Below are 15,619 nucleotides of genomic sequence, written 5' to 3' on the forward strand. Positions count from 1 at the left end.
GCGTGGCGGCCGGCAGCGCCGTTGACCATGCCGGCTCCGAACAGGAGACCGCCTCCCTCAGCACCCGACGGACAGGGCCACTTCGTTGTCTGGTGGTGGGGGCGGCCTCCGGTATAGGCCAGGCCACGGCGGACCGGCTCAGCAGAAACGGGAACCTAGTGATCCGTGCTGACCTTCCGACTTCCCGCTGGCCGGGGACGGACGGCCAGCATCCCCGGCTGTCCGTTGACATCGCAGAAAGCCACTCGGTGCAGGATGCTGTCCAGGAGGCAGCATCCCTGCTCGGCGGCCTGGACGTCGTCGTTAACACGGCCGGAATCCTGGGCAAGGTCCAGCCCTCTTCCGAGGAAACCATTGAGGAGTTCGACAGGTTGCTCCAGGTTAACCTGACCGGTGCTTTCGCCCTCTCCAAGGCGGTCCTGCCGCTCATGGTCGAAAACGGCTATGGCCGGCTTATCCATTTCTCCTCCACGGCAGGTAAGGAAGGCGTTCCCTTGATGGCCGGGTACTCTGCTAGCAAGGCGGGCATCACTGGCTTGGTAAAGGCCCTGGCCAAGGAGTACGCAACCACAGGGGTTACGGTCAACGCGATCGCCCCAGGCAAAATCGACACTCCTCTCATCAGCGGCAAAACACCAACACCTGAAGACCTGCAGCGGATCCCTATGGGGCGCCTTGGTACACCGGCAGAGGCAGCGGCCCTGGTGGAATATATCGCCTCCCCTGAAGCGTCCTACACGACGGGCTTCGTTTTCGACCTCTCCGGAGGCAGGGCCGTGTACTAGCAGGGAACTCCTGCGCTTTCTCTGATAACCGTGACAGGCCCGCCCTTCACAGGGCGGACCTGTCACGGTTTACACGCTGGCCTTTTGCGTTGTCTGACCGCGCCCGACATTCACGGCGGCCAGGCGGCGCTTTTTTACTGGGATCGGCCTTCCCGGTTACCGCCCCCGGCCCCGTCTACCCGCACCACGCCTTACACCTGCTGTACGGCGCGAAGGAAACACATGCGAATAGTGATAGCAACAGACAAATTCAAGGGTTCCCTGTCCGCGACGGAGGCGGCTCAAAGTCTCGGCCGCGGAATCAAGGCAGCCTCACCAGAGACTGTTGTCGAGGAAATCCCCATAGCCGACGGCGGGGAAGGCACCTTGGATGCAGCCGTAGCCGCTGGCTTTACCCTACACTTCGAAACGGTCTCCGGACCGACCGGCCTCCCTGTGAGAGCCGCCTACGCAACCCGGGACCACGAAGCCGTGATCGAACTCGCCCAGGCCTCGGGTTTGGCTCTGCTGCCCGGGATGACCTTTGATCCCCTCGGAGCGACCACCTTGGGAACAGGGCAACTGATCCGAGCGGCACTGAACCGCGGCTGCACCCGGATCATCATCGGCGCCGGCGGAAGCGCCAGCACCGACGGGGGAGCAGGCCTACTCACCGCCCTCGGTGCAGAACTCCTGGACGCCAGGGGCACACCCATCGCACGGGGCGGCGCAGCCCTTGCCGATATTGCCCACGTTAACCTGGACCGTCTGGACAAGCACCTGGAGTCGGCGCGCTTCGTCCTGGCCAGTGACGTGGACAACCCATTGCTGGGACCGCGCGGGGCAGGAGCCGTTTTCGGACCGCAGAAGGGTGCCAGCGAGCATGACGTGAACCAGCTGGAGACGGCACTGGCTCACTTTGCCCAGGTGCTTGAGACGGCAATCGGCCCCCGTGCCTCCGAAGCCACCAGTGCTCCAGGACCAGGACCAGGATCAGGCTCAGCGGGGGAGTGGGATACGGCCTGATGGCCGTCCTGGCCGCACGCCGTGAATCCGGCGTGGAACTTGTCCATCATTTGACGAACTTTCAAGACCGGCTGGCCGGAGCCGACCTGCTCATCAGCGGAGAGGGCCGGCTGGACCACCAAAGCCTGGGCGGCAAGGCAGCCGTCGGCACCGCCAAGGCAGCCATGGCAAGGGGCATTCCCGTTATCGCCGTGTGCGGAAGCACCAGCCTCACCGGAGCGGAACTCCAGGCTGCCGGGTTTTCGAAGACTTACAGTCTCCGGGACCTTGAACCCAACCTTCAGAGTTGCCTGCAGAACGCCTCTGTCCTCCTGGAAACCACAGGCAGGATCCTGGCGGAGGACTTGCAGTCCGTGTAAATCCGTATCCTGCGCCCCTGCGTCTCACCGCCACTACGAGCAATCAAGGTCGTCACAAAGAGACCCCCGCAAAAGTGAGATAGCGCTTACTCGAAACGTCGCCCAGACACCGGAAAAACGCTTCTTGACAACGGGGCGTAGACCACACACCATTGAGTAAGCGCTTACTAGCGAATCTAAACCCCGCCCGTCCAATCAAAGGAGATTCCGTGGCAAATGAAGAGAACTTCGACTATGTGATCGCCGGAGGCGGCACCGCTGGCTCTGTCCTCGCCGGCCGCCTCAGCGAAGACCCCAGTGTAAGAGTGCTCCTGCTGGAAGCGGGCCGCTCAGACCGCCACCCATTCATCCAAGTACCGGCCGGCTTCGCCAAGCTGACCGCCGGCCCCTACCAGTGGGGCTACGTCAGCGTCCCGCAAAAGCACTGCAATGGCCGGGAAATACCGCTTGCGCAGGGCAAAGTACTCGGAGGCGGCGGCTCCATTAACGCCCAGGTCTTCACCCGCGGCGTGTCGGACGACTATGACGGTTGGGCGAAGGACTACGACTGCGCCGGATGGTCAGCCGAGGAAGTGCGCCATTACTTCATCCGGTCCGAATCGAATTCCCGGCTGTCAGCACCCTTCCACGGAACCGATGGCCCGCTTGGCGTATCGGACCTGGCCCACCCCCATGAACTTTCCAAGGCCTTCGTGCGCGCGGGCCAGGAATTCGGTCTGCCCTACAACGGCGACTTCAACGGAGCGGACCAGTACGGCATCGGCTTCTACCAGACAACCACCAGGAACTCGCAGCGATGCAGCGCGGCCACGGCCTACCTTCGTCCCGCCAGGAAACGATCAAACCTCGTGATCCGCACATCGATCACCGCCAAGCGCATCGTCATGACCGGTCAGCGCGCCACCGGAGTCGAGGTTATCGAGAACGGGGCGGCACGGACGTACACCGCGACCCGCGAAGTGATCGTCTCATCAGGCGCCTTTGGTTCCCCCAAGCTCCTGCAGCTCTCAGGCATTGGAGACCCGGAGGATCTCAAAGCCGCCGGCGTGGACACGGTCCACGCACTGCCGGGCGTCGGGAAAAACCTCCAGGACCACTGCGACCTCGACATCATCTATGAACTGAACCTCTACGGCAGCATGGACCGGCTCAACCGGATCAGGACCGCCACAGCCCTCGCCGGAGTTGAATATCTGGCCTTCAAATCCGGTCCCCTTGCCTCAACCATCGTCGAAGCCGGCGGTTTCAGCTACGGAAATAAGAGCGAGAAGACCCCGGATCTGCAGTTCCACTTCCTTCCCGCGGCCGGCGTGGAGGCTGGAATCGCGTCAGTCAGGCCAGGCTTCGGAGCCACGTTGAACTCCTACTTCGTCCGGCCCCGCAGTCGTGGCAGTGTCCGGCTGGCATCCGCTGACCCCAACGCTTCACCTTTGATCGACCCGAACTTCCTCGCCGACGACTACGACGTCGAGATGGCCATCGAAGGCGTGCGCCAGAGCAGGGCCATCATGGACCAGCCGTCCATGGCACCGCACATCAAGGCCGAACACCTTGCCGGTGGAGAAAAGGTCAGCACGAAAGATGAGTACGTTCGCTTCGTCCGGTCCCACGGGCGGACGTCCTACCACCCGGTGGGAACCTGCTCCATGGGAACCAGCGACGACTCTGTCGTCTCGCCCGAACTGAAGGTGCACGGCCTCGAGGGCCTGCGGGTGGTCGACTCGTCCATCATGCCCAGGATCGTCAGTTCCAACACCCAGGCACCCACGGTCATGATCGCCGAGAAGGCGGTCGATATGATCCGGGCATCGAACTAGGAGCCGGTTCCTGTGCCGGCGGCCCAAAGCGAAGAAGGCTCGGAGGTTGTCTTTACTGGTAACGTGACCGCGGTGAAGAAGAGCCTTGCGGCCACTGGTATGGCAACCCCTGGTTCCGCGTACACCGTCCCGGGCGAGGAAGCCTCCCCTTCCACGCCCGGGGCGGTACCCTCCCTAGGTGGTCGGCGTCAGCGCACGGCGGTAACACGCGCCCCTACCGGTAAGGGCCGAACGAAGAGGGAAGGTGACGGGAACGTGAAACAGATCGGACAGCGGGTCACCATAGACCAGGTGGCAAAGGAAGCTGGCGTCTCCACAGCGACAGTATCCCGCGTTCTCGCAGGGACCGGATCGGTCAATGCGACAATGGCCGCCGAGGTCAAACGCGTCGCCTCCACACTTGGGTATCGCCCATTCGGCGCAGCGAGGGACTTGGCTTCAGGCCACCACCGCAGCATCGGCGTCGTGGTTCCCGACCTGGCAAACCCCTACTTCTACGACATCATCAGGTCCGCACAGGCTGCTGCCGCCAAAGATGGCTACCGGATGCTCATCGCGGACTCAGGGGGCGATCCGGAAACGGAGCTCAGCATGTGCGAGGATCTGCTTTCCCAGGCCGGAGGCCTCATCGTTCAGTCCTCCCGAATGGACGCGGCAGGACTGAAGTCCCTTGCGGCCCACAACAGCCCGGTTGTCCTGATCAACCGGGTCGAATACGGGGTGGACCTGCCGACTGTGGGGGTGGACAACTTCTCCGCCATGCTTGAAATCTGCCATCACCTCTCATCATTGGGCCACCGAAAAGCTGTCTATCTCGCCGGGCCCGCCAGCTCCTGGCAGAACCAGGAGCGCTGGCGGGCGATTCAGCAGGCACGCATGATGGGCCTCGAAGCGACCTCCCTGTCAGCCGAACCTACGATCGAGGGGGGATATGCCGCAACAGACGCAGTCCTGGCAGAGGGCCCGACCGCCATCATTGCCTTCAATGACCTGGTCGCCAGCGGTGTACTCGCACGGCTGAGGGAGCGCGGGCTGCGCGTTCCGGAGGACATCTCGGTAACCGGTTTCGATGACATTGTGTTCGCGAAATTCACGCAACCTGCGCTGACCACAGCTGTCACTCCGCGGGCTGTGCTCGGCGAGGAAGCCTGGAAGATTCTCCGCGCACGGCTCAACGGATACGTGGTCCCGGAGGTGCCCCTGATCAAAGCAGAAGTGGTCATCAGGGATTCCACCGCCGCGCCCCCCGCGCCTTAAAAAACAAAAAACCAACACTATTGTGTAAGCCAGATCACCTGTGCTTGAATTTAGTAAGCGCTTACTTTGCGACTCAGCATCCTCCCTTCCAGCTAGAGTCCATCAAGGCAAGCACAGAGTAAGCGCTTACTACGCCGGGAGGTTTCGGAGACCGAGGAACCCTCTTGGACTTGCAGCGGCCGAGGCCGTCCGCTCAAGAAGCCAGGGACAACCCAGTCGAGTGTCCGTCCTCCCGGAGCACGAACCAGTTTTCCTGTTTTACTCCGAACGGCCCACATTCCAGAGAAGGAACAACCAATGGAGATTTTCCGATTCTCTCGCTTCGCCGGCACCGCCGGGGCTATCACGGCAATGCTGGCGCTCAGCGCCTGTGGCAGTGCAGTCACCTCCGGAAGCCAGGACGCACAGAAGACCACCGGCAGTTGCAAGCCGGAGGATGTCACCCTTGTTCAGTCAGGTCGCGGCCTCGAAAACGAGTACTACGTCTCCATCGACGCAGCCGCCCGTAAATTTGCTGCCTCCAAGGGCCTCGAGTCGAAGTACCAGTGGATTGCCAGCGACGGCGACTCCTCAAAGCAGCTGGGACAAATCAAGTCCATCCTTGCCAAGGGGGGCAGCTGCGTTGTGATCAACCTCGATGCCAACGAGTCTTCCGTGGTCCCCTCTGTGGTCAAGGAAGCCGAAAAGGCCGGCGCCTGGCTGGTCACACAGTGGAACAAGCCTGACGGCCTGAGCCCCGAAACCAGCTCGGCCCACTGGGTGGCCCACATGTCCGTGAACGGCGTCCCGCAGGGCTACGACACAGCCAAGGCGTTGTTTGAGAGTATGGGCGGCAAGGGCTCCATCGTCGCCCTTCAAGGGATCCTGGACAACCCGCCTGCCAAGGAACGGTTTGCGGGCCTGCAGAAAGCCTTGAAGGAGTACCCGGGCATCACCCTGCTCGAGGAGCAGACGGCAGAGTGGGACCGCACCAAAGGCCAGAACGTGACGCAGACCTTCCTGACCAAATACGGGGATAAAATCAACGGCGTCTGGACGGCCAACGACTCCATGGCACTCGGTGCGCTCGAGGCGGTGAAGAACGCAGGCAAGCAGGGCACCATCAAGGTCTCCGGCATCGACGGCCTGGCCGAAGCGGTCAAGAATGTCGAGAATCAGAAGAGCGGGTACGTTGCCACGACACAGTCCACGGCCGCAGCACAGGCCGCCTACGGCCTGGCCATCGGTCTGGCGGCCGCGACCGGGGAATTCGATCCGGCCAAGGAACCGAAGGAACACAGGTCCTTCTACCTCAAGCCGCTGCCGGCGATCACCCCCTCCACCACTTCCAGCGTCCCCGACCCGGCAGACATCTCGAAGTTCAACCTGTCCGATATCTGGTCGCAGACGGGTGACCCGATCAAGTGACCGAGAAGCTTTCCGCGGTGCGGCCCCCAGAACAGGCCCTCAAACAGACCAAAAGCCCATCGGGATGGATAACCCGGCACTCGGATAAGGTGCCCTTTGCGGCGCTGATCGTCCTGGTCATGATCGTGCTGGTAATGCTGTTTGTGAATCCGGCCTTCCTGTCCGGCAACAACCTCCGGGCGGTTGCGGAACAAAGCGCCATTCCGGTCGTTGTCGCCGTCGGCCTGACCTTTGTCATCCTCATGGGTGGCATCGACCTGTCCGTGGCGGGCGTCATGGCGGCGGCTTCACTCAGCAGCGCCCTTCTCCTGGCAAATGACCGCAACACTCTGAGCCTGGGGTTGTGGGTTATCCCGGCAGGGTGCGCCGTCGGGGCCGCCCTGGGGCTTCTGGCCGGCCTTTCAGTTTCCGTCCTCAGGGTGCCTTCCTTCATCGTCACGATAGGCACCTGGCAGATAGGGCTCGGGATTGGCCTGCTGCTCTTCGGCGGAAAGCCACCGCGCGTTCTTGATGACGGAGTCCGTAGTCTGGCCAACGAAAGCTACGCAGGCTTTGCCGGTGTCGTGTGGCTGGCCGTGCTGGTTGTGGCCATCGGATGGTTCATCCAGACCCGGACCCGGTTCGGGCGGTATGCCTACGTCATCGGCGGCAGCGAGGAAACTGCACTGCTCTCCGGAATTCCAGTCAAGAAGTACCGCACGTTGTCCTTCGTGGTCGCAGGTGCAGCCGCCGGTCTTGCCGCAGTGATGGCCACGACACGGACAGGAGTTGGTGACGTCGGAATCGGCGGCAGCCTCCTCTTCACCACCATCGCCGGCATCGTCATCGGCGGAACCCTCCTGACAGGTGGCCGAGGTGGCGTCATCCACTCCGTGGTCGGCGTCATCGTCATCGTCGCCATATCCAACGCCATGGTTCTCGGCGGCGTCAGTTCCTACATCCAGCAGGCAGTCCAGGGCGTCGTTGTCCTCGTCGCTGCCACCATCGCCCTGTGGCGTTCCCGACAGAGATTGAGAGTCGTCAAATGAGCACCGCTCCTGCCTTGGAACTGCGTCAGGTCTCCAAGTCCTTTCCCGGAGTCCGCGCACTGAAGGATGTTTCCCTTGAGGTCCGTCAACACGAAGTCGTGGGCCTGATCGGAGAAAATGGCGCTGGGAAATCCACACTGTTGAAGATCCTGACCGGAATACAGCGCCCTGATAGCGGAACGATGCTGGCACAGGACTCAGAAGTAGTCCTGCGCGGCGTTACCGAGGCCAACAAGCGCGGCATCGCCATGGTTTTCCAGGAACAATCCCTGCTGGAAAACATCACGGTGGGTGAGAACGTGCTCCTCGGCAACGAAGGCGACACCGTCAGGCATGGCATCTACCAGTGGTCCAAGCTCAACGGGCGGGCCCAGGAGTACCTGGACATCGTGGGAGGAGGGTTGAAAGCCGAAACACCCACCCACCAACTGTCATTCGCGAAACGGCAAATGGTCGAGGTCGCCAAAGCCCTGGCTTCGGGCCAGCGCGGCAGACACGATCCTGTGATCCTTCTGGACGAGCCCACATCCGTGCTCGAACACGAGGAGATTCAGACGCTTTTCCGGATCGTGCGCGAACTCCGCAAACGTGCCAGCGTCGTGTTTGTCTCCCACCGTCTCGAGGAAGTCCTGGAAATCTGCGACCGCGTATACGTGATGCGTGATGGAGAAGTCGTAGGCGAATGCGTCCCAGGTGAAGTGACCATGGACCAGATGTTTTCCATGATGGTCGGACACGAACACCATGCCGGGTACTATCACGAATCCCGCCAGCTTGAAGCCCGGCCGGAGGTACGGCTGGAAGTCAGCAACCTCTCGGGCAGGTCTTTCCACGACGTGTCCTTCACGATCGCCCAGGGTGAAGTCGTCAGCCTCATGGGCGTGCAGGAGAGCGGCCGCGAAGACATCGGCCGGGCCATCTTCGGGGCCATCCCCACTGCCGGAGGCACAATCCGCCTCGACGGGCAGCCGCTGAACCTCCGGACCCCTGCCGACGCCGTCCGCAGGGGAGTGGGCTACATTCCTTCTGAACGCAAGGTGGACGGTGCGGTGCTGGCCATGAGCGTAGGGGAGAACTTGACACTGGCCCACCCCGACCAGATCAGCGCCGGTCCTGTCCTCAATCCCGCACTGGAAAAAAAGACAGTGCGGAGCTGGATAGAGACCCTGCGCGTCAAAACGCCTTCTCCGGATACCCCGATCCGCAACCTGTCCGGCGGTAACCAGCAAAAGGTAGTCCTGGCCAAATGGCTCCTGGATCCGGACCTCAAACTCCTGATCCTGGACACCCCCACGCGTGGCCTCGACGTAGGCGCAAAAGCCGACGTCTACGCACTGATCAGGGACCTTGCCGCCAAGGGCCTGGCAGTCCTGCTCATCGCAGACACCCTTGAAGAAGGGATTTCGATGAGCCACCGCGTTTTGACGATGAAAGACGGACGCATCACCGGTGAGATGGCGAGTACGCCCGGAAACCGGCCCCACCGTACCGATGTACTCGAAAAGATGGTCTAACCATGACTGGACAGCACTCCCTGACCACTGACACGACGCCTCAAACGTCACCCACGGCACCGGCGGACAGCAGGCTGAAACGACTTCACCACATGGGCGTCGCTCCGCTGCTGGTGCTCATTGCCCTGGTCGTCATCGTCAGTATCTACGACAGCTCATTCCTGCGGTTCCCCAGTCTCATGTCCCTGCTGGAACAATCCGCTCCGCTGGTACTGCTGGCTATCGCCCAGGGACTCATCGTCCTAACCGGACGCATCACTTTGGCCAACGCCGGACTGGCGAGCCTCGCCGGCGTCCTGCTGGCCAAAATGCTCGATACCCTGGGGGCCGGGGCAGTACCCGCAGTCCTGATCCTGTCAACGCTACTCGGCCTCCTCATCGGCGTCGTTCACGTAGTTACCCAGCTCCCGTCGTTCATCGTTACCCTGGGGTTCCTCGGCGTCTTCGCAGGTCTCGCCCTCTGGCTTTCCGGAGCAGACTCCATCCTCGTGACTACCGGATACGGCAACGTGGAATGGATCTCGTTCCGCCTGTACGGAATTCCCATCTCCTTCCTCATCGTCCTGCTGCTCACCGGAGCGCTGATGGCCGTCCTGAAGGTGTTCCCCCTGGGCCGCCAGATCCGCGCCATCGGGTTCAATGAGCGCGCCGCAGCCTTCAGTGGCATCCGCACGACGAGGGTAGTGGTCCTGATCTTCGCGCTGTCCGGCGCGTTCTCCGGCCTGGCCGCTGTCTTTCAGGTAGCCCAGCTGCAGTCGGCAGGGGCCACAACGTCCGACTCCCTGCTGCTGCCCAGCATCGCGGCCGTCATCGTCGGAGGATGCGCCATATCAGGCGGAATCGGCGGAATCGGGAGGATTTTGCTCGGATCCCTGGTCATCGCCCTGCTGCGGGTCGGCCTTGACCTCGTCGGCGTCGATTCTGCTTACCAGCCCATTCTGTACGGCCTCATCGTCATCCTGGCGATCGCCGCAACGGTCGACCGCAGGCGCGGCACCGCAGTCGCATGACCCCGGGAGAGGCACGTCGCCGAGCAGCGCCGGAAATACTCCCACCTAACTCGACAACCCATTACCCAGAAGGCGAAGACGCCAAGGAGAAGATGACATGAACAAGAAACTAAGGGTCGGGATCGCCGGCTGCGGCAACATCGCCGACAACCATTTCCAGGCCTACGATTCGCTGGAGGACGCCGAGGTCATCGGTGTGTGCGATGTTGACCTCGGCCGTGCAGAGCAGTTCGCAGCTGACCGGCGGATCCCTAATGCAGTCGACAGCATTACTAAATTGCTGGACCTGGGTGTGGACATCATCAGTGTCTGCACACCCCATCCAACCCACGAGCAGGTTGTCGTCGAAGCCGCCGGCCGGGGGGTACATATTCTGTGCGAAAAGCCCATCGCCATATCCTCGGAGTCAGCCCGACGCATGACCGCCGCAGCCGATGAAGCCGGAGTGAAACTGGGTGTCCTGTTCCAGCGCCGTTTCTGGCCGGCAGCCCGGGAACTTCGTGCAGCCCTCGACGACGGGCGCATCGGCCAGCCCATCCTGGGGAGCTGTTCAATTCTGCTGCACAGGGATTCGGCGTACTACTCCTCGGCCGCGTGGCGCGGGACGTGGGAGACAGATGGTGGCGGGGTCCTCATGACGCAGGGCATTCACTACATCGACCTGCTCCAGTGGTACATGGGGGACGTGGTCGAAGTCAGCGCTCAAATCCGGACGCTGGTTTTCACCGGTGAAATCGAGGTCGAAGACGTCGCCGTCGCAACCCTTAGCTTCGCATCGGGCGCTGTCGCAACAGTCCACGCGACCACCGGAGCTGATCCCAGCCTTGGGGCGCGCGTGCACATCATCGGCCAGAACGGCGCATCGGCCAGTGTCAGCGAATTTCCTGAAGGATCGGAGGGTGTCTGCGATCTCTGGGCCATCCCGGGCGAGGAAACCCATGTTGACCTCTTCGACAAGGGTCTCGGCATCAACATCCCCATCGCACAGATCAACGCCGAACTTATGCCATACCACAGGCTGCAGGTCGCCGACTTTGTATCAGCAGTCCTCAATGACACCGAACCGGCCGTTACCGGTGAAGAAGCGCTGAAGTCATTGGAGATCATCGCCGCGATCTACGAATCAGCCCGGCTCGGCAAGCCCGTCCAGCCCCATTACTCCAGCAATGGCGCAACTGCTCATCCGGCAGTGGCAGGCCAGCGGTCCTAGGAAATCCGAGATGCGGGCACAGCGCAAAAGTCCCCTGGGCCGAAGCGACCTTGAGCTGACCACGATGTCCTTCGGCGCTACGATCATCGGAAATTTCATCCGACCCATCAGCGACGCTACCGCCACGGAGCTCGTCGATCAGGCATGGGTCCTCGGACTCCGAACCTTTGATACCGCGCCGCTGTACGGGCACGGACTCAGCGAACTGCGGCTGGGCCGTGCCCTCCAAGGGCGCACCAGGGCAGACTACGTCCTATCGACAAAAGCCGGCAGAGTCCTGACGCCGGCTAACCCTGCAACCATCGACTCAGGGTTATGGAAGGATCCTGCCCCCTTTGCCGCTGCCTTCGATTACTCGTATGACGGCATCATGCGCTCGGTTGAGGACAGCCTTAAAAGACTGCTGACCGATCACCTCGACATCGTTTACATGCACGATGTTGACCGCTACACCCACGGCGGCAACCAGCCCGAGATGTTCCGCCAGGCAGTAGATGAAGGCTTTCCTGCCTTGGTAAAGCTCCGGGATGAGGGAGTCGTGTCGGCCATTGGGTTTGGGGTGAACGAAGCTGATGTTTGTCTTGACGCGGTCAAGGAAACGGATGCGGACTGCGTGCTCCTTGCCGGCCGGTACACACTTTTGGAGCAGGAACCGCTCGACGACTTGATGCCCCTGTGTGAAAGCAGGGGCGTCGGAGTCGTGCTGGGCGGGGTATACAACAGCGGAATACTCGCAACCGGCCCAACTCAAGGAGCAAAATTCAACTACGGTCCCGCCCCCAAGGACGTCATGGACCGTGCCGGGCGCATCGAAGCCATCTGCAGAAGCCACGACGTCCCGCTTCCCGCGGCCGCCCTTCAATTCGCCGCTTCCCACCCTGCCGTGGCCAGCATCTGCCTCGGCTCACGCACTCCCGAGCAACAACAAAACAGCGCCGACTTTCTGGAACTCCGCATCCCCGGACAACTCTGGCAGGATTTGCGCGACAACGGGCTGCTTAGGCCAGACGCACCAATCCCTTCCAGTTCCGACTAAGCGTCGACCGAGAGCAAGCCCGGCCTGCGCCAAGCAGATATCACCATTCGAATAGGAGACTGACGTGAACGTCGACCTGAACGTCCAAACAGCACCAACCGAAACGGAGTTCCGAACCTACGGTCATTACATCGGCGGGAGTGAACGCGCCCAGGGGTCCAAGACAGTTGACCGCAACTCTCCAGCCACGGGCCAGCTGGTTGCCCGATACTCCTCGGGGACAGCAGAAGAGACCAAAGAAGCCATCAAGGCAGCCCGGGACGCCTTCGACGAAGGAACTTGGCCCCACCTGTCCGGACAGGATCGCTCCCGGGTCCTCAACCGGCTGGCGGCGTTGATGCAGCGTGACTTCGAAAAACTGGCCCGTATCGAGGCAGAGGAAACCGGCAAACCCTTGCGTCTTGCCCGAGGAGACGTCCAGGGCAGCATCGGCCTCACCGAATACGCTGCCGCGTTGGCACTGACCATGCACGGCGACGTCCACACCAACCTCGGCCCCGGGTTCACAGGACTTGTAACACGCGAACCGGCCGGGGTCGTAGGAATGATCACGCCTTGGAATTTTCCGTTGTTGCTGCTGATGCAAAAACTGCCCTTCGCTCTGGCTGCCGGCTGCACAGCCGTTGCCAAGCCAGCTGAGGTTACCTCGGGAACAACTATGGAGATAGCCAGGCTGGCTACAGAGGCAGGGGTACCCGCAGGCGTGTTCAACGTAGTCACCGGGCGTGGATCAGTGGTCGGCCAGCAGCTGGCTGAGTCCGAATTCGTGGACGTACTGTCGTTCACAGGCAGTACGTCTGTGGGCCGGAGGATTATTGAGGCGTCCGGAGTAAACAGTAAGCGGCTCTCCATGGAGCTCGGCGGCAAGGCCGCAACAATTGTCTTCCCCGATGCCAACATTGACGAAGCAGTCGAAGGTGTCCTTTTCGGCGTCTTCTTCAATCAGGGTGAGTGCTGCGTCTCTGGAGCCCGGTTGCTCGTCCATGAGGAGATTGCGGACACATTCCTGGCCGCCCTCGTACAGCGCGCCCAGCGGCTCGCCGTCGGACAGCCCCTGAACGAGGAATCCGACATTGGGGCTTTGATCCACGCCGATCACCTGAAAACCGTTCTGGACTACATCAACGTGGCCCAGGAACGGGGAGCGAAAGTCATCACAGGCGGAAAGCAGCTTGAGACGGCAGAACTGCAGCAGGGCTACTTCGTCGCACCAACCATTCTCGACCAGGTGGACCCGGCGAACCCCGCCTTCCTTGAAGAGATCTTCGGCCCCGTACTCACCGTGACCCGGTTCGCTGACACCGACGAAGCCATCTCGCTTGCCAACGCCGTGGAGTTCGGACTGGCCAACACCATTTGGTCCAAAAACATCGATACCGCTCTGTCCGTAGGACGCGCCCTGCGCAGCGGCACGGTATGGATCAACACGACGATCGACGGGGCACCCCAGCTGCCCGGCGGAGGCGTCAAGAACAGCGGTTACGGCAGGGAAATGGGCCAGGCCGGCTTTGACGAATTCACCGAAATCAAGACCATTCAAATCAGGACCGGAAAGCATGAACCGTTCTTCCGCGACACCGACAACACAGGCGCGGGGTAGGCAGTGCGAAGCCTGCAGGCCCGTCCCACCATCCGACGATCACGACGCGGGCGGACCCTGAACTACGTGCTGGCTTTCGTCCAGAAGTTTTCGGCAGCGTACTCCGAATACGCATGGCACTACACAGGCATGCTATGCGAACAGCACGAGACCTCCGCGCATAACCGCATGACAGCAAGGTAGTCCCTGCAAAAGAGAAAGGAAGATGAACCTTGGCCCAGGACACCCTTGGACAAAACTGGCTGCACTTCCAAGCCGGGGACCGTGTAACCGTAGCCGAATTCGGTAATCCCGCATACGAGGCAACTGTCGTGCTCACCAGTGAGATCGGCGTCCTATGGGTCCTTCCTGATACAGGCTCCGGACGCAGGGTGTTCGACAGCAGGGAACACGTGGTCATCAAACATGGCAGCAGTTGGGGGTCGGACGGCACCCTGTAGCCAACGTGGGCATGATGGCGGCAGATGGAAGAAAGACGTGTCCGCTTCCGCTGCTCGAGCCGTTTCGAGCCACACGAGAAAGGGCGCACCCCGTTCGCTGGGTGCGCCCTTCTTCTTCACGGGACCGGTGGGGACGGTCGGCATGCTCCCACTATCCCGGCAATCCGCCATACCACCGCGGGAGACAAGCGCCGTAGCGCGTGCATTGCTCGCCCACCTAGGACGACTAAACGCCTCCTCTTCGCCAGGCCTTTATCAATGTCGTCTAGCACCTTGTCTGGTCGACATGAGAGGAGAACGATCAGCTGCCGTGAGCTTCTCCAGAGGTTCACGCGGGCTCACCCGACGATCCCGTCCGTCGCAGGAGGAAGACGAACGGAGCGGTCGCGCCCCGCAGGTCCATGACACCCAGCAGTGTGTTGTCGTCGATCTGTCGGAAGTGATCGTAGATCGGCAGCGCATCGTAGGACATGGTCCCGGTCACGACTCCGCGGTACTCGATCATCCGCAGCCGCGCACGCGGCTCGTTAGTCCGTCGCAGTCGAAGAACGCGTTTGGCGATAGTCGCCACCGCGCCGTTGTGCAAGACCGCGGCATTCCGAACCAAGAACCCCATCGGCAAGCCGGCTGGGTTCACGTTGAACTTGCCGCGCTTGTCTTCGAAGACCAGAGGGTGCGCGTTGTCGGCGTCGTAGAACCGCTTCCCCCACCAGCCGAACTTTTCAAGGAGGCCGTCGAAGGCGTTGCCCGTTTCGACTCCCGATCCCTTCCATTCACCATGCATTTCAGCAACCTTCACGGCCGGCAGCTCATCGAACAGCGCCAACGCATCCTGTAGATCCCGCGAGGCTTCGATCCTTGCCAGGCGGGCTGTGGAATCAAGTGTCACCTTTTCGCTTCACTCCTCATCGGAACTTGCTCGTTTCGATAATGTATGTCTGCCGGGATGAGGGCAACCACCCGGCTTGGGAGCGCCCTCAGTGACAGTGTCGAATGGTAGTGTGGCCGTCCGCGGCATCGGCTGACGGCGTGTCTTGACCAGACTCACAAAACGCCGAAAATAATGATTCCGTCAACCTGGGGCAGGGGAGTGGAGCGGCATGGAAGCTTGGGCCCTGGCAAGAGGGCGGATAAGTTCCGACGCCTGGCCA

General features: G+C 61.7%; 12 protein-coding genes and 1 pseudogene. 12 read left to right on the top strand and 1 reads right to left on the bottom strand.

Annotation, left to right across the window (positions count from 1 at the left end; translation table 11 throughout):
* Nucleotides 1-2: 2 nt before the first annotated feature.
* From AC57BR_RS09560 to AC57BR_RS09615, 12 genes and pseudogenes are all read left to right on the top strand, one after another.
* A complete protein-coding gene (locus AC57BR_RS09560) occupies nucleotides 3-785 on the top strand; it encodes an SDR family NAD(P)-dependent oxidoreductase (RefSeq protein WP_496359883.1) in 783 nt (260 codons plus the stop codon).
* 222 nt (nucleotides 786-1,007) lie between these two features.
* Nucleotides 1,008-2,149, top strand: a pseudogene (locus tag AC57BR_RS09565) (glycerate kinase).
* 209 nt (nucleotides 2,150-2,358) lie between these two features.
* Nucleotides 2,359-3,966, top strand: coding sequence for a GMC family oxidoreductase (locus AC57BR_RS09570; RefSeq protein WP_496359885.1), 1,608 nt, complete (start codon nucleotides 2,359-2,361; stop codon nucleotides 3,964-3,966).
* 255 nt (nucleotides 3,967-4,221) lie between these two features.
* Nucleotides 4,222-5,223, top strand: a complete 1,002-nt coding sequence (locus tag AC57BR_RS09575; RefSeq protein WP_496359887.1) for a LacI family DNA-binding transcriptional regulator — start codon at nucleotides 4,222-4,224, stop codon at nucleotides 5,221-5,223.
* Between the two features lie 297 nt (nucleotides 5,224-5,520).
* A complete protein-coding gene (locus AC57BR_RS09580; protein WP_496359889.1) occupies nucleotides 5,521-6,630 on the top strand; it encodes a sugar ABC transporter substrate-binding protein in 1,110 nt (369 codons plus the stop codon).
* A complete protein-coding gene (locus tag AC57BR_RS09585; protein WP_496359891.1) occupies nucleotides 6,627-7,658 on the top strand; it encodes an ABC transporter permease in 1,032 nt (343 codons plus the stop codon). Before AC57BR_RS09580 ends, AC57BR_RS09585 begins: the two co-directional genes overlap by 4 nt.
* A complete protein-coding gene (locus tag AC57BR_RS09590) occupies nucleotides 7,655-9,172 on the top strand; it encodes a sugar ABC transporter ATP-binding protein (protein ID WP_496359893.1) in 1,518 nt (505 codons plus the stop codon). Before AC57BR_RS09585 ends, AC57BR_RS09590 begins: the two co-directional genes overlap by 4 nt.
* A gap of 2 nt (nucleotides 9,173-9,174) precedes the next feature.
* Nucleotides 9,175-10,182 (top strand): ABC transporter permease, encoded by a 1,008-nt coding sequence (locus AC57BR_RS09595; RefSeq protein WP_496359895.1) that lies wholly within the window; start codon nucleotides 9,175-9,177, stop codon nucleotides 10,180-10,182.
* A gap of 97 nt (nucleotides 10,183-10,279) precedes the next feature.
* A complete protein-coding gene (locus AC57BR_RS09600) occupies nucleotides 10,280-11,392 on the top strand; it encodes a Gfo/Idh/MocA family protein (protein ID WP_496359897.1) in 1,113 nt (370 codons plus the stop codon).
* Nucleotides 11,393-11,456: 64 nt separating this feature from the next.
* Nucleotides 11,457-12,428 carry an aldo/keto reductase gene (locus AC57BR_RS09605; protein WP_496359900.1) on the top strand — a complete coding sequence of 324 codons (972 nt, stop codon included), beginning with the start codon at nucleotides 11,457-11,459 and terminating at the stop codon, nucleotides 12,426-12,428.
* A gap of 64 nt (nucleotides 12,429-12,492) precedes the next feature.
* Nucleotides 12,493-14,028, top strand: coding sequence for an aldehyde dehydrogenase family protein (locus AC57BR_RS09610; protein ID WP_496359902.1), 1,536 nt, complete (start codon nucleotides 12,493-12,495; stop codon nucleotides 14,026-14,028).
* 212 nt (nucleotides 14,029-14,240) lie between these two features.
* Nucleotides 14,241-14,468 carry a hypothetical protein gene (locus AC57BR_RS09615; protein WP_496359904.1) on the top strand — a complete coding sequence of 76 codons (228 nt, stop codon included), beginning with the start codon at nucleotides 14,241-14,243 and terminating at the stop codon, nucleotides 14,466-14,468.
* Between the two features lie 328 nt (nucleotides 14,469-14,796).
* Here AC57BR_RS09615 and AC57BR_RS09620 read toward each other — a convergent pair whose 3' ends face one another.
* Nucleotides 14,797-15,357, bottom strand: coding sequence for a DUF4334 domain-containing protein (locus AC57BR_RS09620; RefSeq protein WP_496359906.1), 561 nt, complete (start codon nucleotides 15,355-15,357; stop codon nucleotides 14,797-14,799).
* Nucleotides 15,358-15,619: the final 262 nt, after the last annotated feature.

The organism is Arthrobacter sp. BGA-UO-ETr-C19 (assembly GCF_059568005.1).

What these genes read in the sequence shown, in the direction of transcription:
- AC57BR_RS09580 (WP_496359889.1), top strand. Translation starts at nt 5,521, where the DNA reads ATGGAGATTTTCCGATTCTCTCGCTTCGCCGGCACCGCCGGGGCTATC.
- AC57BR_RS09590 (WP_496359893.1), top strand. Translation starts at nt 7,655, where the DNA reads ATGAGCACCGCTCCTGCCTTGGAACTGCGTCAGGTCTCCAAGTCCTTT.
- AC57BR_RS09595 (WP_496359895.1), top strand. Translation starts at nt 9,175, where the DNA reads ATGACTGGACAGCACTCCCTGACCACTGACACGACGCCTCAAACGTCA.
- AC57BR_RS09600 (WP_496359897.1), top strand. Translation starts at nt 10,280, where the DNA reads ATGAACAAGAAACTAAGGGTCGGGATCGCCGGCTGCGGCAACATCGCC.
- AC57BR_RS09605 (WP_496359900.1), top strand. Translation starts at nt 11,457, where the DNA reads ATGTCCTTCGGCGCTACGATCATCGGAAATTTCATCCGACCCATCAGC.